The organism is Nocardia sp. alder85J, from assembly GCF_020176955.2.
Lineage (GTDB): Bacteria > Actinomycetota > Actinomycetes > Mycobacteriales > Mycobacteriaceae > Nocardia.
Genome location: NZ_JAIUCZ020000012.1, coordinates 1 through 25,502 on the forward strand (window position 1 = coordinate 1; position 25,502 = coordinate 25,502).

The window sequence follows — 25,502 nt, forward strand, 5'->3', positions numbered from 1 at the left end:
TTCGCGCGTGCACCGGCCGACGACGGCGAGTGGTGGGGCGGCCTCGGGTCAGGCTCCCAGTCCGGCGGCCAGCACCGGCCACGAGGTGTGCAGGTCCTGCTGCCAGTAACCCCAGGAATGGGTGCCGCTGTCCCGGTACACGAACGTGGCCGGGATGTGCAGCGAATTCAGCTTGTCCTGCATGTTGTGGTTGGCCCAGTCCACGCCGGCCTCGATGACGCTGCCGAGCGCGACCACCTTCGGGGTGTCGGCCGGCGCCTCCAGCCGGAACTTGCCGCCGGGGAGGTCGTAGATGCCGGGGATGCCGTTGCCGGTGGAGAAGAACAGGTTGGTGCCGCGCAGCTTGTCGGCGTTCACGTAGGGGTCGTTGGTCACCCACAGCGGATTGTCGGTGGGGCCCCACATGTTCCGGGTGTCGCCGCCGCCCCAGGTCTCGACGGTCAGCTTGACCATGTCCTGGCCGACCCGGTCACTGGTCTGGGTGAGACCGCTGTAGACGGCGGCGCTGCGGAACAGGCCCGGATGCGCGATCACCAGATCCAGCACCGGCACGCCCGACATCGACAGGCCCGCAATGGCATTCACCTGGTTGGTGTTCAGCGCGGCATCGATCAGCGGGGGTAGCTCGTCACCGATGTAGGTCTGCCACTTGTTGACGCCGAGCACCGGATCGGTGGCGATCCAGTCGGTGTAGAAGCTCCACGCGCCGCCGATGACCTGCACCACGTTGATGTTCTTGTCGGACAGGAATTGCAGTGCGTCGGTGCGCAACTGCCAGGACGCGTCGTCCACGCCGCCGCCGGCGCCGTTGAGCAGATACAGCGACGGGCGCGGCGTCGAGGTGTCGGTGGGCCGCAGCACATCCACCGGGAAGGTCTTGTCCATTGCCGCGGAATGCACCTGGAGGGTGAGGTTACGGCTGTCCTTCACCTCGATCTTCTCGATATAGGAGCCGTCCGGCGAGGTGACGGCCGGTAACACCACCCCCGGACTCTCGACCGGGTCGGCCCCGGCCGGGACTCCCGCCGCGAACGCGCCGGCAATTACCGTCGCCGCCAAAGTCATCAGGCTGCCGAATCCGAGTCGCAACGCCCAACCCTCACCCATGTGCTTGTGCCGCCGCCCTGACGGCTTGCGACTGTGATCTAAAACCGAGACGGTTATGTTACGCAAGTGGGGAATTGAGATCGGTGGGTTCACCTCCCGTGGTTGGCGGGTATCGCCGCGCTAGGGTGGTGCGTCGTGGCGAAAACTGAGTCGTTCCGAGCCTCGCTGGACAAACAGCCCCGAGAGGTCGCGTCGATGTTCGACGGTGTCGCGCGCCGGTACGACCTGACCAACACGGTGCTGTCCGGCGGCCGGGACCGGTACTGGCGGCGGGCGACCCGGGCGGCGCTGGCCCTGCGGCCCGGCGAGCGGGTGCTGGACCTGGCGGCGGGCACCGCGGTGTCGACCGCCGAACTGCGCAAGTCCGGCGCTTGGTGCGTGGCCACCGACTTCTCCCAGGGCATGCTGTCCGCGGGCCGGTCCCGGCAGGTGCCGATGGTCGCCGGGGACGCGATGGCGCTGCCGTTCGCCGACGACGTCTTCGACGCGGTGACCATCTCCTTCGGGCTGCGCAATGTCGCCGACACCGGACTGGCGCTGCGTGAGATGCTGCGGGTCACCAAGCCGGGCGGGCGGCTGGTGGTGTGCGAATTCTCCACGCCGGTGATCCCCGGTTTCCGCACGATCTACATGGAATATCTGATGCGGGCGCTGCCGCGGATCGCGAGCGCGGTCTCCAGCAATCCGGACGCCTACGTCTATCTGGCCGAATCCATCCGGGCCTGGCCGAGCCAGTCGCAGCTGGCGCTGAAACTGACCGACGCGGGCTGGTCGGCGGTCAAGTGGCGCAATCTCACCGGTGGCGTGGTCGCGCTGCACCGGGGTTACAAGTTCGGCTGACCCGCCGCGGACGCCCGCGGACTCCGGTGAGCTGCGGCAAGTGGTGCAGATCACATCTCACAGTCGCGAATCACGGTTGTGAGGTGCAAAGTCACCTACCGATAACGTCGGTTGATTCCGGCGCAATCGGTGCTCGGAATGATCGATCGCATGGCGCAGTCAACCGAGCCCACGAGCAGCACGCGCACCGTGTGCTCGTACTGCGGTGTGGGGTGCGGGATCATCGTGGAGACCCGGCCCGGCGCCGACGGCGCCCCGGTGATCGCCAAGGTCCGCGGCGACAAACTGCATCCGGTCAACGGCGGCCGGCTGTGCACCAAGGGCGCCACCCACGCGGAGCTGATGCGGGCGCCCGGCCGGATGGCCGCCGCGTACCGCCGGGCGGCCCGTGGGCGCGCCCCGGCGCCGATGCCGGTCGACGACGCGATCGAGGAGACCGCGGCCCGGCTGCGGGCGATCCTGGACGAACACGGGCCGGACGCGATCGCCCTCTACGTCTCGGGGCAGCTGTCGATCGAGGCGCAGTATCTCGCCACCAAACTCGCCAAGGGTTATCTGCGGACGGTCCATCTGGAGGCCAATTCGCGGCTGTGCATGGCCAGTGCGGGCACCGGCTACAAACAGTCGCTGGGCGCCGACGGCCCGCCGGGCTCCTACGACGACATCGACCGGGCCGACCTGTTCTTCGTCATCGGCGCCAACATGGCCGACTGCCATCCGATCCTGTTCCTGCGCATGGTCGATCGGCTGCACACGGGTGCGCGGCTGATCGTGGTCGACCCGCGGCGCACCGACACCGCCGCGCGCGCCGACCTGTTCCTGCAGATCGCCCCCGGCACCGATCTGGCACTGCTCAACGGCCTGCTGCACCTGCTGGTCGACAACGGCGACATCGACGCGGCGTTCATCGCCGAGCACACCCGGGGCTGGGACGCCATGCCGGCGTTCCTCGCCGGATATCCGCCCGCCGAGGTCGCCGCGATCACCGGACTCGCCGAGGACGACATCCGCACGGCCGCCCGGTGGATCGGCGAGGCGGGCGAATGGATGTCGCTGTGGACCATGGGCCTGAACCAGTCCACCCACGGCACCTGGAACACCAACGCGCTCTGCAATCTGCACCTGGCCACCGGCGCCCTGTGCCGGCCCGGCAGCGGGCCGTTCTCGCTCACCGGCCAGCCGAATGCCATGGGTGGCCGCGAGATGGGGTACATGGGCCCGGGGCTGCCCGGTCAGCGCACCGTGTTCGCCGCCGCCGACCGGAGTTTCGTCGAGACCGCGTGGGGGCTCGCGCCGGGGTCGATCCGCGACGAGGCCGGGCCGGGCACCGTGGAGATGTTCCACCGGCTGGCCGCGGGCGAGATCAAGGCGTGCTGGGTGATGTGCAGCAATCCCGTGGCGTCCATGGCCAATCGGCGCACCGTGATCGCCGGGCTGGAGGCCGCGGAACTGGTGATCGTCCAGGACGTCTACACCGAGACCGCGACCACCGCCTACGCCGATCTGCTGCTGCCGGCCACGCTGTGGTCGGAATCCGATGCGGTGATGGTGAATTCGGAGCGCACGCTGACCCTGCTGGCGCGGTCCACCGATCCGGCCGGCGAGGCGCGGCCGGACTGGCAGCTGATCGCCCAGGTGGCCACCGCGATGGGCTTCGCGGGTTTCGACTTCGCCTCCAGCGCCGAGGTGTTCGAGGAGATCCGTGGATTCACCAATCCGGCCACCGGCTACGACCTGCGCGGCATCGACTACGCCGGGCTGCGCGAGGGCCCGATGCAGTGGCCGTGCCCCGATCCGGCCCAGCGCCGCAACCCGATCCGCTACCGGAACGACGGCACGGTCCGGGAGCCGTTCACCGACGAGACCGGGCACCGGCCCCGGCTGGTGTTCCCGGCTCCGGGCGGGCGCGCGGTGTTCCACCCCCGGCCGCACATGTTGCCCGCCGAGATGCCCGACGACGACTACCCGTTCGTACTCAATACCGGCCGGCTGCAACATCAGTGGCACACCATGACCAAGACCGGCCGGGTCGCCAAACTCACCAAGCTGACCGGTGAGCCGTTCGCGGAGATCCACCCGGACGACGGGGAACGGCTGGGCATGCGCGCCGGGGACGCGCTGGAGATCACCTCCCGGCGCGGCCGCGCCGTCCTGCCGGTGCGGATCACCGACCGGGTCCTGCCCGGCAGCTGCTTCGCGCCCTTCCACTGGAACGACGAACACGGCGAATACCTGACCGTGAACGCCGTCACCAGCGACGCCGTGGACGCCGACTCGCTGCAACCGGAGTTCAAGGTCTGCGCGGTGGCGTTGCGGAAGGTGGCGGTGGCGCCGGGGGTCGACCGGATGGTGGCCGCCGGTGGCCGAGCGCCGGTGGTGGCGAGTGGCCAAGCGCCGGCGGTCGCCGGTGGCCGAGCGTTTCCGGAGGTGGGCGGCCGGCCGTTGGTGACTGCGGCCGGTCAGTCGTCCCCGATCGCGGGTGGTCAGGCGTGGGCAGCCGCGCGTGACGAAGCGTTTCCGACCGGTGGCGGCCCGGCGGCGACTGCCGCGCCCGGCCAGTGGGCGGCGGCCGACCGTGGCGGAGCATGGCCGGGTGCGGGCGGGCCACCGATGACCGCGGTGGACGGTTCGTGGACGCCGGCCGGTGGCGGTGGATCGGCGTCGCTCGCCGGCGGGGGGTCCTGGGCGGACCGCAGCGGGCGTCCGGCCCTGCATCCGCTGTCCGCCGCGCTGGGCCTGGAAACCGCGATCGCGCCGACGTTCAGCGAAGCCGAGCGCATCTATCTGGCCGGATATCTCGCGGCCCTGCACGAGATTCCGGTGCGGGGGCAGCCGATGTTGCCGGAGTCGTCGCCGCTGTCCCCGCAGAGCCGGACCTGGGTGAACGGGCTGCTGGCCGGGATGTACTCCCGGGCCGTCGAGCCGGTCCTCGGGACGCTGATCCCGGCCGTCGCCGCGGATCCCGTTGCCGCGGCGGATCCGGAGCGGTCGATCACGGTGCTGTGGGCCTCGCAGACCGGCACCGCCGAGGAACTGGCCGCGACCGCCGCGGCGATGCTGGCCGAATCCGGTTTCCGGCCCCGGCTGCTGGAGCTGAATTCCTGTGCACCCGACGAACTCAGCGGTGACACCCTGGTCATCACCAGCACCTTCGGCACCGGCGGCCCGCCGGACAACGGTTCGGACTTCTGGGACAGCCTCAGCGACAGCGCGATCCGGCTCACCGGCGTACGATTCGCGGTGTTCGCCCTCGGCGACTCGTCCTATGACGACTTCTGCGGATACGGCCGCAAGATCGACGAACTGCTGGCGAAGCTCGGCGCGACCCGGGTGCTGCCGCGGGTCGACAGCGAGCCGGATCACGAGGAGCTGTCCGAGCACTGGCTCACGGAGGTGCTGGCGGCCTTCGGGACCGCCGCGCCGCAGTCCGGCGCGGGTCCGGCAGGCGGTCCCGCCGATGGTCCCGATGCCGGTCCCGGCGGTGGTCCGGTCACTGCTTCCGCCGGTGGTCCGGCCGCCGCCCCGGTTCCCGCCGGTGCCGCCCCCGGGACCGCGCCTCGCGCCGCCGGTGTCGCGACCCTCGGCCGCACCGAAAAGCCGGCCACCGCAGCCCCTTTCACCCGGCAGTCGCCGGTACCCGCGCCGGTGGTCCGCAACCGGTTGCTGTCCCGGCCCGGTGCGGCGAAGGAGGTGCGGCAGTTCGGCTTCGACCTGAGCGGGCTGGGCGTCCGCTACGAGGCCGGTGACGCGCTGGGCGTCTGGCCGACCAATGACGAAGCGCTGGTGGCGGAATGGCTCGAGGTGACCGGACTGGACGGTGATCGGTCCGTCGAGCCGGACGGCCGGGCGGTGCCGCTGGCCGAGGCGCTGCGCACCCGCTACGACATCACCCGGCCCGGTCCCGATCTACTGGCCTTCGTCGCCACCGAGAATCCCAGCCCGCGGCTGGCGAAACTGCTGCGGCGCGACAACCGCAACGAGCTGGACAGCTATCTGTGGGACAAGCAGGCGGTCGACGTGCTGCGCGACTTCCCGGTGCGGGCCGATGCGGTGGACTGGCTCGGCGTGCTGAAAAAGCTGCAACCGCGCCAGTATTCGATCTCGTCCAGCCCGCTGGTGACGCCGGACGAGGTGCAGTTGACCGTCTCCGTCGTGCGCTACGCGCAGCGCGGCGGTGTCTGCTCGACCTTCCTGGCCGACCGTTGCACGACCGCACCGGTCCCGGTGTTCCTGCAACGCGCACCGCATTTCCGGCCGCCGCTGGACCCGAACGCGCCGATGATCATGGTGGGCCCGGGCACCGGTATCGCCCCGTTCCGCGGCTTCCTCCAGGAGCGCCGGGTGCTGGGCTGCCGCGGTCGCAACTGGTTGTTCTTCGGCGATCAGCACGCCGCGGACAATTTCTACTACCGCGCGGAGTTGGAGGACATGTTCCGCAGCGGCTTCCTGACCCGGCTGGACCTGGCCTTCTCCCGGGACCAGCGGGAACGGGTGTACGTCCAGCACCGGATGATCGAGCACGGCGCCGAATTGTGGTCGTGGCTGTCGGAGGGCGGCCACCTGTACGTCTGCGGTGATGCCGCCCGGATGGCGAAGGATGTCGACGACGCCCTGCTGACCATCGCCCAGGTGCACGGCAAACTGGACGAGGCCGGGGCCGCGGCCTTCAAGAAGCGGCTCGTCGCCGAGAAACGCTATCTCCGCGACGTGTACTGACACCTCTGCGGATCACGGAGACAGCTCTCGGCAAAGTTCGGGTTCCGACTTGCCGCCGGTTCGGTCACGCGGCGGTGCCGCACCCGCCCGCGCGGTCCTATCTTTCCGGTATCGGCTTCTCATGGTCGTTGTTCGACGTGGTGCGACCCGATACGGTTCCCTCGCGCACTGCCCGGTCTGCACCACGCGCGACCGGCCGACGGGTGGTGCCGGGCCGATTCGGCCGACCGCTACGAAAGGACGGCAAAATGTCAGCAACTGCATCTCCCGTCTCGCCCGCGCACGCCGCCGCCGACCCGCTGCCGGGCAGTCTCGGCGCCGATATCGGGTTGCTGGTGCTGCGGGTCGTGGTCGGCGTGGTGATGGCCGCGCACGGCACGCAGAAGCTGTTCGGCTGGTTCCACGGCAACGGGCTCAGCGCCACCGGCCGCTTCTTCGAAGCGAAGGGTTATCCGGCGGGCAAGACCATGGCGGTGATCGCCGGGCTCAGCGAGACATTCGGTGGTCTCGGCCTGATCGTCGGCCTGCTCACGCCGCTGGCTGCCGCCGCGGTGATGGGCGTGATGATCAACGCGGTCGCCGTCAAATCCGGATTCTTCGCGCCCAAGGGCTACGAATACGAACTGGTCCTGCTGGCGGCGGTCGTCACCCTGGCGCTGATCGGCCCGGGCAGGCTGGCCCTCGACCGCGCCGTCCCGGCGCTGCGTCACTACCGCCTGGTCTACGGCGTCGCGGCGATCGTGCTGGCCGCCGTGGTGGCGGGCGTGGTGCTCTCGATGCGTGACTGACGGCGGAGCACGACCGGAGGCGGAGCCGGGACCGAAGGGAGCGCGGCCGCCGGGCCGATCGTGAGGGGGCCCAGCGGCCGGCTCCGGTACGGTGAACGGGCGGCTCCGCCCTGGTGGAGTCGGGGCGGAGCCGCTTCTTTCACTGTCGTCGAGCCCCCGGCGTCGTGACGCCGTGAGCCCTCGGCATCACGCCGTGCGGTCGAACTCCTCGGCCTTCACCCCGGAGGTGAACGCCGACCATTCGGCGCCGGTGAACACCAGCGCCGGGCCGCCGGGATTCTTCGAATCCCGCACGCCCACGCCGCCTTCCGGCAGCCAGGCCACCTCCACACAGTGGGTGGTCTCGCTGAAGGTGCTCTTGAACCAGTCCGAGTTCGCGATCTCAGTGTTCATGGTCGTACTCCTTTGCCACCTGCCGTAGCAGGTCTCGTGTTTCGGTTTCCGTGAGAGCCATCGCGCGGATCGCCGCGGACAGCTCGGTATAGCGATCCACCTCATCCGGTTTCTCGATGTAGATGTCGCTGCTCGGTGCACCTTCGCGGTACACGATCGATGGTTCGGTCGAACCTCCTCTCGAATCGGGACGGAAGCTCAGGATCACGAACGGGCCGTGCAGGATTCCCCACGTCAGGCCCGCCCGGTACGGATGGATGCGCAGCGACACGTTCGGCAGCGTGGCGAACTTGTCCAGGTGCCGTAACTGGGCCGCCATCAACTCGGCATCGCCGACGAGGCGATACAGCGCCGATTCGTGCAGCAGCACGTCGAGAGTCAGCGGCAGCCGCTTCCTGGTGAGCAGGCTCTGCCGCTTCAGCCGCAATTCCAGGCGCTGTTCGAGTTCCTCCTCCGGCACCTTGACGTGACAGGCGCCGATCATCGCCTCGGCGTAGTCGTCGGTCTGCAACAGGCCGGGAATGTGCTCGTTGTAGCAGATCATCTGCTGCGCAGCGGATTCCAGATCGAGATACAGACCGAAGGTCTCGTCGGACCAACACGCAGATGGGGGCGAACTCGCGGCATTCGCGGGTTCATAGCGTCACAGTGTACGTCCACCGGCACTCCTCGGCGCCAGAGGATGACGCACCGCCCGCGCCAGCGGATGCCGCTGCCCGGTCAGCGCCGCCAGCGCCTCCGCGACCTCGACGATGCTGGCCTTGGTATAGATCGGAGTCGTTGTGCCACCACCGGATTCGGCATGACCGGCGTACGCCCGCGCGATCGCCTCCCCGAACTCCCGCTCCACCCACGTCAACGTCGTGTGCCGCACCCAATGGATCGACACCTGCAACCGCGCCGCCCACGGCAGATGCTCCCGCACCCGCCCGGTCAGATGGTCGTAGCGGCGCCCGGTGATCGCCGCACCGCTGCGGTACCGCAGCACCTGCCTGGTCGCCTCCGGCCCCCCACGCCGGGCCACATGCTCCACCAGCCTGCCCATCAGCAACGGCGAGATCGGCTGCCACCGCACCTGCTCACCCTTCTCGTGCAACCGGATCAAGCAGTACTCGGTATCCAGATCATCGACGGTCAACGCGACCGCGGCACTGCGCCGGCACGCCGCCTCGATGTGGATCCGCACGATCAGCGCATCCAACTCCGTGTCGTTCCCCGTCGTCGACGCCACCTCCCCCATCGCCACCACCTGCTCATGGGTCAGCGCATGCCGCGAACTCGGCAACCGGCCCGGCTTGCGCACATTCGCCGCCGGATTGTCCAGCGGCCCGATCAACTTGTCGTACTCCGCCCGCTTGTACAGACACCGGATCGCCGCCACCAGATGCGCCTCCGCCCCACGGCCACCACGCCAATTCGACCGCACCACCGCCCGCCCACGGTGATCCTGCACCAGCGCACCGATCTGCGACGTCGTCGGCTCATCGATGCGCCGCGGCCCCCACTCCCGTTCCAGCACACGCCAATACGAGTCGTAATTCCGGACCGTCGACACCGGAAGCGCCCTCCGCAACGTCGCGATGTACTCCGAGAACGTCGGCACCACACGATCCACCGACCCACCGGGAACATCGGCGACCGCCACCCCCAGCCGCGACGCGATCAACTGCAACGCCCGACCGACCTCGTCGCTCATCGCGCCGCCTGCCACAGATCCGGAAAAGACCGCCACAACGCCACCGTCACCGCCGGAATCGGCAGCACCACCAGACGATCCGACACCCCATGCCCCGCCAGCAACACCCGGTCACCGGGCATCAGGCCGCACCGGCGACGACGCGCCGCCGGAATGCACAGATACCCGTCCTTGCTCACCGCCGACCCGCCCTGTCGCACGCACGACACCACCACCGCCCGATGATCCGCCGCGAACGACACCCGCTGCCCCGGCCACCACCCCAGCGACCTCAGCACCGAACGATCCGACAACCGCCCCTGCCCATCGACAGACGCCGTCGCACACGACAACGCACCCACCGGGCAGTCCGCATCGACCGCCCCCGGAAACGCGAACGGCACCGGCTCGATCGCCGCAACCCCCCGCTGCGAGCGCAGAACCGGAAACAGGCCACCGAACCCGAGATCGCCGAGCACCGGCGGACCCTCCCGCCCGGCCATCGAATCGGTACCGTTCACCGCCGCCCACCTCGCCGCACCCGACGACCGGCCCTCGTCAGCAGCCGCGCCGCCGCACGATGTACCCGCCACCGCGACCACCGCTCCACCCCTCCAGGCCGTCGCCGGCGCCGCCCCCGGCAGCCACCCACCTCCACCTCGTGCCCGCCGACACCCGGCCCGCCACACCGCCGCATGGTCTCCTCGGTCCTTCTCTCGCCGTGCCGACCGATCACATCGTGAACGCTGCGTCGGATACTAATCAGCGCAACATACACCTGTCCATAGGACCACTGATCCTATATACAGGATCGAAGGGTGGGGAGACCTCCCGGGCCCGGACGCGGGCCACGCGGCCCGGCCCCGCGTGGCGCCCCGCCCGGGCCGCACCACCGGGTCGCGTCACCGCACACCGCCGGCGGCGGACCCGTGCCGCCGGTACCTGCCGCCGCCGGGCATCGATCCTGCCCGGCGCGCGGATGCCGAGACGGAAATGCACGTGCAACCGACGGAAATGCACGTGTACTCCGGGTCCGCGGCGAGCGTGCAAAACGCGCCGCCGGTATGTTTGAGATCGGCACGGGTGGACTCACCGGATATCGACTGGCATTCTGGACTGTCGGGTTCCCGGATGCCCGGCCGGACGACGTAATTCCGGGATCCCCGGGGAGGAGTACCACTGATGGCTTCGGCGTCGGACGCGGCGCGCAACGACTGCGTGGCGATACCCTCCTCGCCCGCGAGTCTCGAGCGCGCCAATCGGCAACGTGCAGCGCGGGTCATGCGCAGTCTCCGAGAGGCAGCCGGACTGACCCGGCCGCAACTCGGGGCATTACTGGGGGTCGCCCCGCAGACTATCGCGGGCATGGAGCGCGGGCGCTCCCCGGTCACCATCGACACGGTGTACCGGTATTACCGGACTCCCGAGCTGGGCATGACATACCTGTATTTCGAATTCATCGTCGACATCATCAGCGGGCGCGTGCGGCCGGTCGACGACCTGAATCCACCCGATGCCCGGAAGATCGCCTTCTGCGATCAACTACCGGGTCCGGCTTTGATCGTGAGCCACGGAATCTTCGATCTGGGACATTGCAACCAGCCCGGCCGGAGCTGGTTCCAGGGTATCGACGAGTTCCGGAACCTGACTGTGTGGTTGATGCTGGACCCCCGCGCCCGGGATGTATTCGGCGACGGCTGGGAACCCATCGCCTACATGGCGGTACTGGCACTGCGGCATCTATCGATCGAGCTGGTCGGCGAACGCCGCCGGCGCACCGTCGTCGGAGCGGCGAGCCAGGCCGAAGAATTCAGCGAACTCTGGGACAGAAGAACTCCCGTCGACGAGGTGATGCCGGATCAATTCACGCTCAACAATCTCACGACCGGCGAGACCGCCGACTTTTATTTCGGCGCCTGGCGACCCTATTTTCCCGTCGACAGGGACTGGCAGCAGATGACGTTCTGGCGTGTGTGACCTGCCGACCCGGCACAAGCCGTAGCAGCGCCCCCGGAGACACCCGCCGCCGCGCGCGCGATCCGGCCGTGTGCCTCACACCGGCAACGGCCGCCAGTGGATGCGGCCGTCGTCCCTGCGGGCGCAGACACCGAATTGGCAGTCGGCGAAGTGCACACCGAACGCGATGCTGGTCTCACCGCCGTCGGCCAGCGAGGCGACGAGGGCCTGGCGCACAGCCGCAGCCCGGCGAGGGTCGAGATCGCCGGCCGCGGCGAGCTGGGGATACTCCACTTGCAGCGGCGTGTGGAGAGCGTCGCCGAACGCGATCAGCGAGACTCCCTGCGAGGAGATCCGGTAGCCCACGTGACCGGGAGTGTGGCCGGGCAGGGCCACGACGCTGACCCCCGGCCAGATCTCCTCGCCGGCGGTGACGAGCCGGACCTGACGCTCGAACACCGCGAGCAGGTCGGCGCCGACGCCGTGGGAGGCCAGCAGGTGCCGCTGCTCCCAATCGTCACGGCCGACGGCCACCGACGCATGGGCGAAGGGCAGCCGATCGGTGCCGGGGATCGGCCTGGCCAGCCATCCGGCGTGGTCGAGATGCGGATGCGTGAGCGCGACGGTCGTGATCCGCGACAACAGATCCGGACCGGACCCGCCGCCACGATCGACACGCTCCAGGTTGGCCAGCAGCGCACCCCCCGCGAGCGCGCCGAACGGCGTCTCGAAGTGGACGGGCCCGAGGCCCGCGTCGATCAACATCGCCTCACCACTGGCGTCGTCCTCGACCAGCAGCCCCCCGACCCCGGCGGTCAGCGCACCGTCGGGATCGAGGAAACAGCGGTGGGCGGGATCGTCCCAGAACTCCTCGGTGGCGGTGGGCAGCCAGCCGCGCGCCGCCAACGGGGTCTGGCCGTCGGGCACATAGGTGCAGGTGAGGTCCCCGAGAACGATCCGGCGGATGCCGGGGACAGCGACCCTGCGTGCATCGACACCGGTCATCGGTGATCTCCCTTCCCGAGTCGGACGCCCGCCGGCCCGCGGCCGCCGCGACGGCCCGCAGGCACCGTGCCCGACGGTGACGGGACCACAGGCGCGGTCACCTGCACCGTGGGAGGAAACGATGTGCGCACGAAAAACAATCCTCTCCGACAATTCAACCCACACGGGGCGTCGAACCCTGCCCCGGCAATACGGTTGCGAGATGTCATATCGTTGATCGCCGACCGGAACACGGAACCCCGGCACAGTGATCCGACAATGGCTGAATGCCGACGTCGGTGAATCCCGACTTCTCGGTCATGTGACACGACGCGGTACATCGTCATCTGCTCCCCCGATCGACCGGAAGCCCGGACCGGTGACGCGCCGCCGGGACACTGCGCCGCACAAAGTCGAGGATATCGTGCATCAGCAGAGCGTGTGCCGAACTGTCATCTACCGATCGTGGGCATATCGGCCCGGGCCGTCGCCGTTGGTAGAAGTAACATCGGCAAGAGATACGAATGGTAGTCCTCGAGGCTGCGAGAACTACGAACGGTAGCCCCGGGCCCGATACCGGGCCGGGCTGGTGTGTTGTCGGAGCGGGCGTCCTGCGGGACGGGCCCTTGCGCACACGAACCGTAGCCGTGTGCGAACCGAGGACTACGAACGGTGGTTCCCGATATCGCCATATTCGCGCCAGTGCTACGAATCGTAGCTCTCGATCCCCGCAGAGATACGAAATCCAGGTGTAGTAAGGGTTGCATTACGTTGCCGCCGCCGCAATGCTGGGCTCGACGCTCTATCGAGGCTGGCGACAGTGGCCCCGACGGAGGTCCAGCGACGGGTGGGTAATGCGCTGACAGCATTGTGACGGGGCGTAAGGGCCGCTCCGCTATTCACGCTGTCGCGCTCATTCATCGATTCACATCCATCGACTGACGCATTGCGAAAGGGGCACGTGATGAGGGCATTACCGATGACCACAGAATTTCCGGACACGACCGATACAGCGCCGGAGGAAACAGGCAGCATCGAATCCGGTGCGCAAGCCATGGATCCGGCCGCAGCGGGTCGCCCGCACCCGGGACAGCACATGGCAGGCAACCCGGACCCGAGCCTGTCGCGACCGGACCTCGCGGCTGCCCCCGAGGAGTCCGCCGAGGCATGGGGCGACCACATGGCCGGCCTGCTCGGTGAATGGCTGCACCTCCGCACGGCGAGCGAACGGGCCGGGGCGGCAACCGAACAGACGGTGGCCGCGGACTCCCGCGACGGTTCCTCCCGCGAGCAGGCCGCACAGAAGACCCCGGAGGCCGCCGACGAGCGACTGGCACGCCTGCTTGCCGAAGCGCTCCGTGCCCAGTCGGATTCGCGCTCGGATGCGCCCTACGTGGGACCGGACCTTCCGGACGACATTCTGATGCGGGGATGGTTCGACCTCACGAAGGGCGCGAAGATCCTGGCCGTGGCGTGGCCGCGTCCCCTGCCGTGGCGGCGGCGTCAGCTACTGCTCCCGTTGCTCGTCGACGCGCTGCGGCACCAGGCCGACTCCCGCGTCGACGGGCCGTACATCGACGCGGCGACCCCCGACGACGTGCTGTTGGACGGGTGGTGGGACCTGGAAGCCGCGCTGCGGCACATCCTTGCCGCGATGCCACCGGATGTCGCGCCCCGCCGACGCGGGTTGCATTGCTTCACCGGCGACAGGGACCCCGGCGGCGAGGCACCCGTTGTCTGATCTGCCGTATCAGCGATCAGCAGGGCGGTGGGAACGACCCGGGCCGCCGGCGCGACCCCGCACGGTGTCGCGGCCGGACCGTGTTCAGTTCCGGCGGGAACTCCTGGCTCTGATCGGGCCCGAGCCCGGGGTGAAGCCGGTGGCCGAGCAGGCGCTGGCGATCGTGGAGGCGGTGCCGCTGGCGGTGCCGTGGACGGTGGCCCAGCTGTGTGGCTGGCTCGAGCAGGCCACGGGGAAACGAGTCGATGTCGCGCCGTGGCCGCTGACCCCGGCCGCGGCACCGCAGCCGGCGGCCTGCCTGGTGCATCCGGGCCGGTTGATCGTCCGCTTCGACGGCCGCCGCAGTCCACGGCACCGTCTCCAGCAGGTCATGCACGAGCTTGCACACCTGATCGGCGACGACCCGGCGCTGTTGCGCTGGGGGAGAACGGAATCGGACAGCCTCGCGCACATCTCCCACCGCGGGACAATGGCCACCGCGACAGAACTGCGGGCGGAGATGGTCGGCACAGGGCTGGCGGTGTCGAGCCGCGACATCGCCGACCTGGCCGCAGCCGGCCCGTTCCGGTCGCCGCTTCGCCCTGGTGCACACCGGGTTCGGACGCTGGCAGTGCTGTGGAGGGCATTGACCGAGGTCGTGCCGGACGTGCGCCTGGGCAACGCCGATTCACCACTCGACCAGGGTGTGGCCGAGCATCGGATGCGCGTCGAGATCGAGGACGCCGTGGTGGCGTTGTCGACTCAACTCGAACCCCCACCGCGCACCGGTGATCCCCACGGGTGGGCTCGCGCGCTCACCGACGCGGTGGACCGGTACCGCCGTGCGGTGCCGGCCACCGCGTCCGGTGCGCACTGGTCATGGCCCGGTGACGAACAGCACGTGCTGGCGATCGCGCGAGCATGGAAACACCTGCACTGCACGGCATCCGCGCCGCAACCTCGATGAAGAACCGCGAGAACCTGCCCGTTGTGCAATACGCGTCGGGCAGGTTCTCCTCGATCGGCGCGCGATCAGTGCCCACCCGGTGCACACGCGCATCGCCGCACTGTACGTGGTCGCACCGCTCGCGCTCCCCGGCAAGCCGTCGCCGAGAGGCCACGGTGCCGACCACGGGCACCGGCGTGGAAACGCCGACGCCTCTACGGGAAAGCCGTGAGGTCGTGGTGCCGGGCGGCGGAGCCGGCTGCGGTCTGCGGCACCGGACATTCGTTCTCGATCAACGCAACGAGTTCCTGAAGCGCCACCGTGTCGAGGTTGAAGGCACGAAACGCCACGCGCAGACCACGATCGCGGATAAGAATGCAGACCTGCAACACCAAGTCGTAACGCGTGACTTCCTCACCGGTTTCGCGCAGGTACATGGCATCGACCGCGAACACGTCCGCCAGCGCGTCGGCGATCTCCGCAGGCAGATCCAGGAGGTCACCGGAGCGCGCGCTGTCGATGATCTCCGGGTCGACGATCCTGCCGAGGAGCTGCGAGACGGTACCTGCCACGTCGGCTGTGCTGCGCTCGGGCTCGTCCCGTGATCGGCCGAATTCGAACAGCCGGTCGAGCTTCGTCCGGAGGGGTAGTGCTGGTTGATCGCCCGTATGCGACATCGGCTCCCGATCTTTCCTGAGTGTGTGGGGATGGCTCGGCAGGTCATCCGGAGGGGGGGTCTGCGGACGGTTCGCCGTCGGCGCTGAGGTGGGCACGCAGCAGCGCGAGTTCGGCCCGACTCTCGTTGTTGTTGGGCGTCTTGCGGGCGAGAGTGGTCGCCAGCATCGCTGTGACGAACGGGTCATCGGGGACACCGTCGGCCCGCCGTCCGGCCACCTGCCCGTCGTAGAAGGCCCGCAGCAGCATGTCGGTGCTGCGCGCAATCACCTCGTGAACCTCTCGCAGCTCCGAATTCCTGGTGGTCAACGCGATCCGTGCGAGAGCGGCGTCGGCTCCGGCCAGATCGATCAGAGCCTGCAATGGCATCTCCACCGGATACAGCTTGGCCGGCACCCGCGTCTGCGGCAGCGGTGCCGGCACTTCGATCGGGACCAGATCACGGCCGTGGTGGTACAGATTCCACACCGAACCGGACAGGCATCGCAGCCAGGTGTCGAGCTTGTCGAAGGTTTCGGGGCGCTTGGGTGCGCGGTACCCGTTCTCGTAGTCGTTGACCATCGATGGGGAAAGGCCCACCGACCGGGCGTCGCGTCGTGTCAAATCCAACTCGTCACGGCGAGCGCGCAGGACACCGCCGCAAAACTCGAGGTGCTCGTCGGTCGGACGTATCGGGCCGTTGCCTACTTCTTCGGCAGCGGCGGGCGGCGTGTAGGTTGCCAGCCCGCGTTCTGTCGTGTCGTCGTCATCCCCATGCGCGTCCACCGGGAAACGATACCACTCACTATTGGTGCACGGGTACACAAACGATGGACACGCGATCCTATAAATAGGTCCACATGCTCCGATGAATCGTTGCCTTCGATCCTGTATGTAGGTATGTTCGGTGGTGTAGGCGTAACCCGCCGGGCGGGCTGGGCGTGAAAGGTGTTGCGAGCCCACCTATCCGGCAGTCAAGTCAGGAAGGGAGGGGAATCATGGACTTCTCGGCACTCGTGGCGATCGCGTATCAGGTACTCGGGATAGTGGGTAGTGGTCTGAACCTGGTCTACGACGGCATCGGACTCCTGTCGCAGTCAGCCTGATGGCGCGGCAGGTCAAGAGCACGGTTCCCGCGGAACGAAATCCCCAGCGTGTCCTGCGGGGACCGTGCTCGTCACCCACCAGTTCCGCCAACGGCCTTCCTTCTGCGATCGCCATGGCGCCTATGTGGAACCACCCCTCGCTGAGCGGCGCGGCCGCCGCGCCGCTGGCTATGTGCAGGCACGCATTCTTGTGGCGGTGCCAGTCAAAAGGACACTCTGTGCGACGACAAATCCCCCGACTTGGCGTTCCCGCCGTGCGGCGCTGCCGCGAACCGAAGACTGACTGTCTCGAGATATCTTGCAGTGCAACAAAATTAACCTCTCCAGACGGCATACGTTCCGCGCCGGTTGCATGGCGAGGCCGCAGAGCCTTTGATCGCAGCTTCTGGGCAGCGGCGACCTGCGCGACCGCGGCCCTTGTTGCGTCTGGGCTGGCGCGAGCTGACGATGCGGTGCTCGTGCCCGATCTCGGCACCGGGTGCCCGGCGCTGGTCGTCCTGGGTGTTCAGGGGACGTCGGAATCGTCACCGGCTGCGGATCCGCGCGCGCTGACCGGCATGATCGGGCAGGTTTTCGCGCCGATGCTCGGCTCCGACCCCGGCATCGGCGCTTTCACGATTCCCTACGACGCAAGTTTCGGCGGCGTCTGGGGTACCGGGGCGGACACCACGACGTTCGCGGCGTCCTCGACTCGCGCCGAGGATCGACTGGGGGCGGCAGCGGCACGGGTGGTGGCCGAGTGCCCGCACACCCAGCTCGGTGTCGTGGGCTTCAGCCAAGGCGCCGGGGCCGCAGCGGGTTTCGCACGCGCTGTCGGCGATGGCATCGGCCCGGTCGACGCCGATCACGTCGCCGGTGTTGCGCTGCTGTCGGACTGGACACGGTCGCCTGGTGGTCAGATTCCCGGGCGACCCGGGCAGACCACACCGGACCCTGCCCCGGGCACCGCCGGCACGGAAGTCTCCGGAATCTCGCTGCCCCCGGTCCCCAGCACCGGTGGAATAGTCTCGGACGCAGCAGATTTCGGTGACCTGAGCGGCCGGGTCGGTCAGTACTGCGCCGCTGGGGACCTGGCCTGTGATTTTCCGGATCATGCTGCGGTGGTGCAGGCGGTTGCCGGTATCGCCGCGCAGGCCGATCTCGGGGATCCGGTGAGCGCGGTGTCCTCGCTGACCGCCGTGGCCACGGCCACGGCGGCGCGGGCGGGTACCGCCGCGATCCTCGACGATGTGCAGTTGGGTGCCGACGGCAGCGTGGATTACGTTCCCGCCGAGTCGTTCTGCCGGCGCCTGGCCGACGCGGCCGACCCGCGTGACCCCGGTCCGGCGCCCGAGGCAGAAACCCGTGCGGCCTCGGACAAGGCCGCACAGGTCGCGGCGGCGATCGCCGCCGATCCACTCGGCCAGATTCCCCGCCTCGTCGGAGAACTCGGTGCCGCGGTCGCGGCCAATATCGCCGACAATGCCGATCTCGCCGATCCGGCGGTGCTCTCCCGTGCCGCCGGTGTGGTCGCCGACCACACCGGTTACGGCCGGGACGGCACCGCCGCAGCCGCCGGTGACTGGTTCGACGCGATCGCCCACGACCTCGAAGGGGACGGGCGGTGACGATCGAATTCCTCTACGGCAGAGCGCTGTACTCGGCTGACCGGCCGCGCGGTGCACGCGAGCAGCGACCGGAGGGCGTCGAACAGCAGGCGATGGTGCTGCGGCGGACTGTGCGCGCGGCGGCGGTGATCGCTTTGTGGGAGTACGAGTGGTGCCGTCGTGTGCGTGCCACCGGTGCGGTGCTGGAACCGCTGCGTGATCGAGTCGACGGGTCGGTGAACGGGTTCGTGGTGCAGTACCGGGATCTGGACACGGGGCGGCTGATGGCGCCGGTGACCGACTGTGACCTCGCGCCCGATCTCCGTTTGCACGAACTGCGCCGCGGGTGGTCCGCGGATCCCCGCACGATCACCGACGCCGAGGTCGAATGGCGGCGGCCGCCGGGTGCGCCACTGCCCGCCGGCCGTGACGGCCTGGTCCTGACCGCGCCGGTGATGTGGTCACGGGCGCTGGCCGACATAGGCCGCTTCGCCGGGGCGGTGCAGCGGTACCCGGCCGGGGACGTGGCGGCGTGGCGGTGGGCAGCCGGGCGGATCGCCGGGGTGCTGGCGGTCTGGGCGCAGCGTGCCGAGTTCGGCACGGTCGGCCCGGTGACCCTGGCCGCCGACGCGCTGGCCCGGCTGACGGCGGCGCCGGGCAGCCGATGCCGGCCCGCCCACCGGGCACCGAGGTCGGACCTGAGCATCACGGGCCTGATCCTGGGCCACCTCGACCACGAGGACCCCGGCAGCGATTTCGTCGTGCAGGGCCAGCTGATCGCGCTGGCGATCGCCGTGGGCAAGGTCCACCGTGATCGCGGGGAGCACACGACCGCGCAGGCGCTCATCGACGAGGTGGTCGCCCCATTGACCCAGGCCCGCCAGGACCTGTCGTCGAAGGCCCGGCCCCTGGACCCCGGCGACGGGACGTCACGGTGACACCGGCGCGCGGCCTCGACCCCGCCACCGCAGACACCCGCGACCGGGACGACCGGCCGCCGCCGGGCCGATGGGCGTATGCGGCCGCAGCGGCGCTGCCGATCGCTGCGGCCGTGGCGATCTGGGCTGCGTCCGCGGCCCCTGCGCCGCGACCGGTGCCGCCGCAACCGCTGCCGCCCCTGTACGTGCTGACCCCGTTGATCATCGGCCAATCACCGCTGGGGCTGTGCCGGTCGCGCAACGGCGCCGGCTGGCAGCCTCTCGGACCCGTGGGAGGTGGTGGACCATGGGTTTCGACTTGTTCCTCCTGATCGCGGTAGTCACCGCCGCGGGCGCGGTCAACCTGGCCATCACTTTGACCACGTCGGATCCGGCCGCCCGCAGCGAGACCGCGACCGATGGCCCCGAGGAGGACGTGCGCCTCGCTCGTGCTGCCGGAGGCCGGCGGTGGTGACCATCGGCAGCTCGACAGCCTCCACCGGCACGGACACGGTCGCCGAGAATCCTCCGTCGTGGGCGCTGGTGGAAACCATGTCCGGTACAACGACATTGGCAGTGATCGCCGATGGATCCAGGCCCCGCGACTACACCAGGCTGTCTCGTACCCGCATCGCGGTCACTGCCGGGGTGGGCAGGGAGATCATCGCGACGGTGACCGCCTGCGCGAAACGTGGTGAACCGCAGGTCCGGGCTGTCTGGCTGCCGGACAGCCGGAAGATCCGCGTCATCGCCGTGCCGGTCTCGGGTCCCGACACCGCCGTCCACGCCGTGCACGTGTGGGCCGGTCCGAGCCGCCGCCGCCCGCCGCCACGGCCGCCGGTGGCGACGTTGTGCTGGGATGTCCGCACCGGTGTCGCGACCACCACGATGGCGCTGGAGCACCTGATCGACAGCGACAGTGCCGTCGGCAGGGATCGGGCGCTGCCGGACCTGATGCGGCACTTCGACTCCCGGCAACCGGGCATGATGGCCGTGTTCGACCGGGCCCCTGCGCCGGTGGCGTGGTCGGGAATCTTGACCACCGCCGGACTGCACACCGGCCGGCAGCGCCGGGTACGTCTGGCCCTCCACCGCTGCCTCACCCCCGGCGGGCGGGATATCGTGCGTGCGGTCGCCCACGATGTCGGCGTCGCGGACCCGGCACCGGCTCCGGTGATGGCGATGGTGTTGCGGCACCTCGCTAGTGCCACCTCGCATGCCCTGGGCGTGATCGATCTTCCGACCGGGCTGCTCCAGGACTGGCTGCTGCCCGGTATACCGCCGGTGGATCGCTGGGCGGCCGAAACCCCCGAGATCCACCCCGACGACATCCCCGTTCTCGCGTCCGCCCGCGCGTCCCTGCTCGCCGGTACCGAGCATCTGCGCACAAAGTTCCGCCTCCGGTTCGGCAGTAGCGACTGGACCTCCGTCGACACGCATTGGAGCGCATTCCGGACCGGCCCACGACCACAGGCCATGATCGACGTGAAGCTCACCACGCCCGGCTCCCCGGACCGACAGGCGATCCGGTGACCCCCGGCCATCGCCGCGACCCAGCCGACACCGCCCCGAAAAGCGGCACGGTGCAACCGTGGTGGCGGGCACTGGCCTCGAAGGTGTTTCCGCACGGTACTTCTCGCCACCTGCACATCATGGTGGAGCATCGTGGGGGCTATTCGCTGGCGCTGCCGGCGCCGCGGGCCCACGCCGGGATCGGCCTGGTCGCTGCGGATGTCGCGGCGCTGGTGGACGCGGTCGAATCCATGGTGCTGCTGACCAGCACCGGCCATGCCGATCTGGTGGTGCGTGAAGTGGTCCTCCGGCATCCCTGGGTCAGGTCCCGGATCGCCGCGACCGAGATCCTGTGGCCCGCAGCCGATGTCGAGGCCGTGGCGGGCCGTTGGACGACGACGCTGTCGGCTCACCTGGTCGGCGCACTACACGGGCCACCGCTGCCGACGGTAGCCGAATCCCTCAGCGGCCGTGGCAGTGCGGCACTGCTGCGTATCTCGGAATCGGCGCTGCGGGCGCGGCGGGCGAGGCCGTGATGATCGCGATCCCGCGTCTGCGCCGCACCGCCCACGGCTGGACGGTGACCTGCCGCGAGCCGTTCCCGCTGTGGGTGTACCGCTTCGTGTTCCCGCTGCTCGAGCGGCTCGCCCGGTCACTACAACGAAGAAGGCAGCCTTGACCGAATCCACCACCGGCACCACGATGCACGAGTTGCTCACTGCGGCCATCGACTCCGGACAACGACTGGTCGTGATCCCCGGCACCGACGGACGGCCGCGCATGGTGGTCACCACCGACCCCGGCGATGCCCGCAAAGTGCTGCTCTCCGGCGATTACAGCGTCTTGACCGGCCCGAAAGCCTGGTTCGCCGAGCATGTCGCCCCGCACGGACTGCTCGTCACCGAGGGCGACCCGTGGCGTGTCCAGCGGAGGTTGCTGGATCCGCTGTTCGCGTCCCCGGAGTGGATGGACGACACGATCACCGAATGCGTCGCCGCGGCCGTCGAACAGCTGGAAGGTTATGCAGACACCGGGGAACCGGTCGACCTGACCGCCATGATGAGCCGTCTGCTGCTCGCCATCACCGCCGGTGGCCTTTTCGGTGTGGCCGGACAAGATTTGACCACCGCCATCGAAGACGTGACCGCGGTCCTCGACACGGTGACCACCCTGTTGCCGTCGGCTGGGCGGGCCCGCGAATCCGGTGCGGTCGAGGCACTGCGCACGGTCGTCGCCCGCCGCATCGACGACCTGGCTCCCGACGAACACGGGCCCGTCCTGCGGGCGCTGCTGACCGTGCCGGGCGACGACGACCGTGCACTGATCGATCAGATCGTCACCTTGTTGCTGGCCGGGTTCGAAACCACTGCGAGTACGGTGACCTGGGCCTGGGTGCACCTCATGCGACACGAGCAGCTCTACCGGCACTGGCGGCGACTGGTGTGCACCGGCGACCCGGACGCCGACGCGATGACCGCCGCCATCCTCGACGAGACCCTGCGCGACACGCCCGCCTCATGGCTCATCGGCCGCACCGCCCGCCACGACACCCGCCTCGGCGACATCACCATCCCCGCTGGATGTCCGGTGACCACCTCCCCGTGGCTGATCCACCACCACCCCCGCCATTGGGATACTCCCAGCGTTTTCGACCCGGGCCGGTTCCTGTCCGGTCCGCCGCCGCGGCGGGCGTGGCTGCCCTTCGGCGCCGGCAGGCGCTATTGCCTCGGCGCGCGCCTGGCCCGGCGGGAAGCCCTCGTGGTCCTGACCGGGCTGGCCACCCGATTCACGTTCCAACTGCTCAGCGATGACCTCCGCCCGCGGTACCAGTTCGTACTCAGACCTCCGGTCGTCCACGTCAGCGTCCACACCGAGTGATACCACCCCATCCACGCACCGACAGGTCGTCCGCCATGAGTACTGCCATTCCTGCTCGATCCTCTTCGCCCGCAACAGATCCCGTCCCTCAGGACGCGATCTCGATTCCCGCCCTGCACTCGGTGATCTTCGGTGAGGACCCGGTCGCGTCGTTGCGCATGCGGGACCGGGTCGCCGCGCTGGGGGACCGCCCCGACCCGGGCCCCGGGCACACCATCGACGATCGGCTCCGCACCGGATATGGCTGCCTCCAGCGCATCTCGCGTGAGCTGGGCGGATCGCGTGCCCTCGCAGCGGATGTGGCGGCGGGGGTGGATCTGTGTGAATGGGCCGCGCAACTGGCCCCGCATCTGATGCCTTTCCTCACCGGACATCTCGATCTCGCCGTGGGCACGATCGCACGCCTGACCAACGGCGCACCGTATCAGCTGGAGGCACTGACCGACCTCGACGGCGTCGATGCCGTCGGGGTGATGGCGCTGACCGAGATCGGTCACGGCACCCACGCCGTCGACCTCGAGACCCGCGCCGAATGGCGACCGGACCCCGTCCACCCTGACGGCGGCTGGTTCGACCTGCACACTCCGCGGCCGGAGGCCGCGAAACAACCCCCGAACGTCGGACTGGACGGGATCGCGAAAATCGGGATCGTGCTCGCGCGGATGATTGCCTTCGGTCGCGACGAAGGCGTCTGGCCCTTCCTGGTGCGGCTGCGGACCCCCGCCGGCCCGGTCGATGGAGTGACGATCCACGCGATGACCGACAACCGGCACGGGCCGGTGATGGACCACGCGACCGTCACCTTCGACCACCTGCGGATACCGGCGGACGCCTGGCTGCGCGGCGACCTGGCGCGCCTCGACGGAGACAGGTTCGAGTGCGCACTCGACCATCGCCAGCGGCTCGGCGAGGCGATCAGCGAACTGGTCACCGGCCGGGTGAAACTGGGCCGCGCGGCCACCGCCAGCAGCCGCGCCGCGCTGGCGTTGACCGTCGGCTACGCCCCGCGCCGGCGTCTCGGCGACCAGACCCTGGCCGACCTCGACACCGTCCAGCGGGACCTGGTGACCGCGACCGCCGCCGCCTACGCCATGTCCGCGCTCGGCCACCACCTCACCGGGGCACTGATCGCCGACGATCCGGTCGCGCCGCTGCTGGCGATGCTGGGCAAACCGCTCTTGGTCACCACCGCCCGCGCCACCCTGGACACCTGCCGCCTGCGACTGGGAGCCCAGGGCACCTCCGCCGCGAACTACCTCCCCGCCTGGATCGCGAACGCCAACGGGATGACCACCGCCGAAGGAGACGACAAGGCACTGCTCGCCGCCGCCGGCCACCGACTCGCTGCGACACCGGCCTTCGCGGCCGCCGCCGACACCGGCCTGTGGCGGCCCGAGAACCCCGACGAGGTGCCCTGGTGGCAGCAGATGCTGCACAACCGTCAGCGGACCATGCTCGCCGCCGCACGCCGCGACGACCCGCCGCGGGGCATCGTCGCGGTCGGCGCAGTCTGCGAAGCCACCGCACTGGCCCTCGCCGTCGCGCAACGGCTGGCCGTCGACAGTCTCGCCGCCGCTGCCGCCCGGATCCCCGACCCACCGACCCGGGCACTGGTCAACGCCCTCACCGCCATCCAGGCCCTCACCACGATCCACGACCACGCCCACTGGTATGCCGCCCACGACCAATATCAACCCGAGGTCGCCGACACCGTCGACAGCGACCTCGTCTACTACATCAGCATCGTCGCCGACCAACTGCCGGTGCTCACCCAGGCATTCGGCCTCCCGCTGCTCACCGCGCCGCTGGCACACCCCGACTACGCGGCGAAATCGGCAGCTCATTATTCCGCACAGCCCGGGAGCGGGCCCGGCGTGCAGCGGAGCTGAGAATGGCGAAGCGGTACTCTCCCGAAATCCGTGCGGAGGCCGTTCGTGTCGCGCTCGAGCATTTCGACGAATACGGGTCGGCGTACGCGACCGCACAAGCTCTCGGCCCCGGCCTGGGAGTCAACTACGCGACGCTGACGCTGTGGCTCAAGAAGGCTCTCGCCGACGGAGCCCGCACGGGTAGACGACGCGCCCCTGTACCGCAGCCGCAGTCGGCAGTCGATGATCAAGAAGAATTGCAGCGCCTCCGCAGGGAGAACCACGAACTGCGGCAGGTCATGGAACTGCTCGGACTCGTTTTCGGGCTCTACTCCCGACCCTCACCGCAGGATCGCTGACAGCTACCGGCTGATATTCGTGCGGGCTCGAACACGGCAGGGTGCCGCTGTGGTGAGCGTGATGTGATGTGGCACAGATCATTTCGTCCAGTGGTGTTCGGATGGGACGCGATCGCGTCACCGTCGCGGTGTCGCTGTCGCCGGTGCCGCAGCGACGAGGGCCGTGGCGGTCTCGAGTGGGTTGCCGCTGTCGAATTACCGTGTCCGCGAGTTAATTTCGGTCGAATCGGGATGAAAGTCGTTCGTGAACATTGTGCTCGAGGCGTACCTCGATCTAGAGTGGGGTGGCGTCTCGCGTTCGCGAGGTTTCCCGGTTCCTCGATTCGGTTCCGGATGTTGCGCCGCTGCCCGGCTCCCTCGGTTGTTCGCTGATGGGTCTTCCCGGTCGCGGTCCGTGAGTGGGCTCCTGTGGCACACCGGATCGCCGTCGGCGTCCGGCTGTTCCTGCCTGGGGCGACTCGCGTCCGAAGACATCCTGCGATGGGTGACGTGGTCAC

At 69.3% G+C, this 25,502-nt stretch carries 23 protein-coding genes; 15 read left to right on the plus strand and 8 right to left on the minus strand.

Annotation, left to right across the window (positions count from 1 at the left end; translation table 11 throughout):
• Positions 1–48: 48 nt before the first annotated feature.
• Positions 49–1,107, minus strand: coding sequence for an alpha/beta hydrolase (locus LBW94_RS35510; RefSeq protein WP_225056927.1), 1,059 nt, complete (start codon positions 1,105–1,107; stop codon positions 49–51).
• A gap of 135 nt (positions 1,108–1,242) precedes the next feature.
• On the opposite strand from LBW94_RS35510, the gene LBW94_RS35515 reads away from it, so the two are divergent.
• The 3 genes from LBW94_RS35515 to LBW94_RS35525 all read left to right on the plus strand — a co-directional run bounded on the left by LBW94_RS35515 (position 1,243) and on the right by LBW94_RS35525 (position 7,451).
• Complete coding sequence (locus tag LBW94_RS35515; RefSeq protein WP_225056928.1) at positions 1,243–1,947, plus strand: demethylmenaquinone methyltransferase; 705 nt, start codon at positions 1,243–1,245, stop codon at positions 1,945–1,947.
• A 150-nt stretch (positions 1,948–2,097) separates the two neighbouring features.
• Complete coding sequence (locus tag LBW94_RS35520) at positions 2,098–6,663, plus strand: bifunctional nitrate reductase/sulfite reductase flavoprotein subunit alpha (RefSeq protein ID WP_225056929.1); 4,566 nt, start codon at positions 2,098–2,100, stop codon at positions 6,661–6,663.
• Positions 6,664–6,911: 248 nt separating this feature from the next.
• Entirely contained in the window at positions 6,912–7,451 is a 540-nt protein-coding gene (locus LBW94_RS35525; RefSeq protein WP_225056930.1) for a DoxX family protein, read from the plus strand.
• 186 nt (positions 7,452–7,637) lie between these two features.
• On the opposite strand, the gene LBW94_RS35530 is transcribed toward LBW94_RS35525, so the two are convergent.
• The 4 genes from LBW94_RS35530 to LBW94_RS35545 all read right to left on the minus strand — a co-directional run bounded on the left by LBW94_RS35530 (position 7,638) and on the right by LBW94_RS35545 (position 10,040).
• Positions 7,638–7,844, minus strand: a complete 207-nt coding sequence (locus LBW94_RS35530) for a DUF397 domain-containing protein (RefSeq protein ID WP_225056931.1) — start codon at positions 7,842–7,844, stop codon at positions 7,638–7,640.
• Positions 7,834–8,421 carry a DUF5753 domain-containing protein gene (locus LBW94_RS35535; protein WP_225057052.1) on the minus strand — a complete coding sequence of 196 codons (588 nt, stop codon included), beginning with the start codon at positions 8,419–8,421 and terminating at the stop codon, positions 7,834–7,836. The genes LBW94_RS35530 and LBW94_RS35535 overlap by 11 nt, the downstream gene beginning before the upstream one ends.
• 66 nt (positions 8,422–8,487) lie before the next feature.
• Positions 8,488–9,540, minus strand: a complete 1,053-nt coding sequence (locus tag LBW94_RS35540; protein ID WP_225056932.1) for a tyrosine-type recombinase/integrase — start codon at positions 9,538–9,540, stop codon at positions 8,488–8,490.
• Positions 9,537–10,040: a hypothetical protein gene (locus tag LBW94_RS35545; protein ID WP_225056933.1), complete on the minus strand. Its 504-nt coding sequence runs from the start codon at positions 10,038–10,040 to the stop codon at positions 9,537–9,539. Before LBW94_RS35545 ends, LBW94_RS35540 begins: the two co-directional genes overlap by 4 nt.
• A gap of 661 nt (positions 10,041–10,701) precedes the next feature.
• On the opposite strand from LBW94_RS35545, the gene LBW94_RS35550 reads away from it, so the two are divergent.
• Positions 10,702–11,496 carry a helix-turn-helix domain-containing protein gene (locus tag LBW94_RS35550; protein ID WP_225056934.1) on the plus strand — a complete coding sequence of 265 codons (795 nt, stop codon included), beginning with the start codon at positions 10,702–10,704 and terminating at the stop codon, positions 11,494–11,496.
• A gap of 75 nt (positions 11,497–11,571) precedes the next feature.
• Here LBW94_RS35550 and LBW94_RS35555 read toward each other — a convergent pair whose 3' ends face one another.
• Positions 11,572–12,480: an MBL fold metallo-hydrolase gene (locus LBW94_RS35555; RefSeq protein WP_225056935.1), complete on the minus strand. Its 909-nt coding sequence runs from the start codon at positions 12,478–12,480 to the stop codon at positions 11,572–11,574.
• A gap of 958 nt (positions 12,481–13,438) precedes the next feature.
• On the opposite strand from LBW94_RS35555, the gene LBW94_RS35560 reads away from it, so the two are divergent.
• Complete coding sequence (locus tag LBW94_RS35560) at positions 13,439–14,200, plus strand: hypothetical protein (RefSeq protein ID WP_266272948.1); 762 nt, start codon at positions 13,439–13,441, stop codon at positions 14,198–14,200.
• A gap of 139 nt (positions 14,201–14,339) precedes the next feature.
• Entirely contained in the window at positions 14,340–15,146 is an 807-nt protein-coding gene (locus LBW94_RS35565) for a DUF6545 domain-containing protein (RefSeq protein WP_225056937.1), read from the plus strand.
• Positions 15,147–15,340: 194 nt separating this feature from the next.
• Here LBW94_RS35565 and LBW94_RS35570 read toward each other — a convergent pair whose 3' ends face one another.
• Together LBW94_RS35570 and LBW94_RS35575 are read right to left on the minus strand one after the other, a co-directional pair.
• Complete coding sequence (locus LBW94_RS35570; protein ID WP_225056938.1) at positions 15,341–15,802, minus strand: hypothetical protein; 462 nt, start codon at positions 15,800–15,802, stop codon at positions 15,341–15,343.
• 43 nt (positions 15,803–15,845) lie between these two features.
• Positions 15,846–16,565, minus strand: coding sequence for a helix-turn-helix domain-containing protein (locus LBW94_RS35575; RefSeq protein WP_225056939.1), 720 nt, complete (start codon positions 16,563–16,565; stop codon positions 15,846–15,848).
• A 538-nt stretch (positions 16,566–17,103) separates the two neighbouring features.
• Here LBW94_RS35575 and LBW94_RS35580 point away from each other — a divergent pair.
• The 9 genes from LBW94_RS35580 (at position 17,104) to LBW94_RS35620 (ending at position 25,005) form a co-directional block, all read left to right on the plus strand.
• Positions 17,104–18,492, plus strand: coding sequence for a cutinase family protein (locus LBW94_RS35580; protein ID WP_225056940.1), 1,389 nt, complete (start codon positions 17,104–17,106; stop codon positions 18,490–18,492).
• A complete protein-coding gene (locus tag LBW94_RS35585) occupies positions 18,489–19,409 on the plus strand; it encodes a hypothetical protein (protein WP_225056941.1) in 921 nt (306 codons plus the stop codon). Before LBW94_RS35580 ends, LBW94_RS35585 begins: the two co-directional genes overlap by 4 nt.
• A gap of 286 nt (positions 19,410–19,695) precedes the next feature.
• A complete protein-coding gene (locus tag LBW94_RS35590; protein WP_225056942.1) occupies positions 19,696–19,863 on the plus strand; it encodes a hypothetical protein in 168 nt (55 codons plus the stop codon).
• On the plus strand, positions 19,860–20,921 hold the full coding sequence (locus tag LBW94_RS35595) for a GAF domain-containing protein (protein WP_225056943.1): 1,062 nt from the start codon (positions 19,860–19,862) through the stop codon (positions 20,919–20,921). Before LBW94_RS35590 ends, LBW94_RS35595 begins: the two co-directional genes overlap by 4 nt.
• Positions 20,918–21,436: a hypothetical protein gene (locus LBW94_RS35600; RefSeq protein ID WP_225056944.1), complete on the plus strand. Its 519-nt coding sequence runs from the start codon at positions 20,918–20,920 to the stop codon at positions 21,434–21,436. The genes LBW94_RS35595 and LBW94_RS35600 overlap by 4 nt, the downstream gene beginning before the upstream one ends.
• Positions 21,433–21,579, plus strand: a complete 147-nt coding sequence (locus tag LBW94_RS35605) for a hypothetical protein (RefSeq protein ID WP_266272952.1) — start codon at positions 21,433–21,435, stop codon at positions 21,577–21,579. Before LBW94_RS35600 ends, LBW94_RS35605 begins: the two co-directional genes overlap by 4 nt.
• A complete protein-coding gene (locus LBW94_RS35610) occupies positions 21,576–22,778 on the plus strand; it encodes a cytochrome P450 (RefSeq protein WP_225056946.1) in 1,203 nt (400 codons plus the stop codon). The genes LBW94_RS35605 and LBW94_RS35610 overlap by 4 nt, the downstream gene beginning before the upstream one ends.
• Before the next feature lie 35 nt (positions 22,779–22,813).
• Positions 22,814–24,667 carry an acyl-CoA dehydrogenase family protein gene (locus LBW94_RS35615; RefSeq protein WP_225056947.1) on the plus strand — a complete coding sequence of 618 codons (1,854 nt, stop codon included), beginning with the start codon at positions 22,814–22,816 and terminating at the stop codon, positions 24,665–24,667.
• Positions 24,668–24,669: 2 nt separating this feature from the next.
• Positions 24,670–25,005 carry a transposase gene (locus LBW94_RS35620; protein ID WP_225056948.1) on the plus strand — a complete coding sequence of 112 codons (336 nt, stop codon included), beginning with the start codon at positions 24,670–24,672 and terminating at the stop codon, positions 25,003–25,005.
• Positions 25,006–25,502 lie beyond the last annotated feature (497 nt).

Bases quoted from the DNA above. Each gene is read 5' to 3' on its own strand.
- LBW94_RS35510 (WP_225056927.1), bottom strand. From the start codon at position 1,107: ATGGGTGAGGGTTGGGCGTTGCGACTCGGATTCGGCAGCCTGATGACT.
- LBW94_RS35520 (WP_225056929.1), top strand. From the start codon at position 2,098: ATGGCGCAGTCAACCGAGCCCACGAGCAGCACGCGCACCGTGTGCTCG.
- LBW94_RS35525 (WP_225056930.1), top strand. From the start codon at position 6,912: ATGTCAGCAACTGCATCTCCCGTCTCGCCCGCGCACGCCGCCGCCGAC.
- LBW94_RS35530 (WP_225056931.1), bottom strand. From the start codon at position 7,844: ATGAACACTGAGATCGCGAACTCGGACTGGTTCAAGAGCACCTTCAGC.
- LBW94_RS35540 (WP_225056932.1), bottom strand. From the start codon at position 9,540: ATGAGCGACGAGGTCGGTCGGGCGTTGCAGTTGATCGCGTCGCGGCTG.
- LBW94_RS35550 (WP_225056934.1), top strand. From the start codon at position 10,702: ATGGCTTCGGCGTCGGACGCGGCGCGCAACGACTGCGTGGCGATACCC.
- LBW94_RS35555 (WP_225056935.1), bottom strand. From the start codon at position 12,480: ATGACCGGTGTCGATGCACGCAGGGTCGCTGTCCCCGGCATCCGCCGG.
- LBW94_RS35560 (WP_266272948.1), top strand. From the start codon at position 13,439: ATGACCACAGAATTTCCGGACACGACCGATACAGCGCCGGAGGAAACA.
- LBW94_RS35570 (WP_225056938.1), bottom strand. From the start codon at position 15,802: ATGTCGCATACGGGCGATCAACCAGCACTACCCCTCCGGACGAAGCTC.
- LBW94_RS35590 (WP_225056942.1), top strand. From the start codon at position 19,696: ATGGGTTTCGACTTGTTCCTCCTGATCGCGGTAGTCACCGCCGCGGGC.
- LBW94_RS35615 (WP_225056947.1), top strand. From the start codon at position 22,814: ATGAGTACTGCCATTCCTGCTCGATCCTCTTCGCCCGCAACAGATCCC.
- LBW94_RS35620 (WP_225056948.1), top strand. From the start codon at position 24,670: ATGGCGAAGCGGTACTCTCCCGAAATCCGTGCGGAGGCCGTTCGTGTC.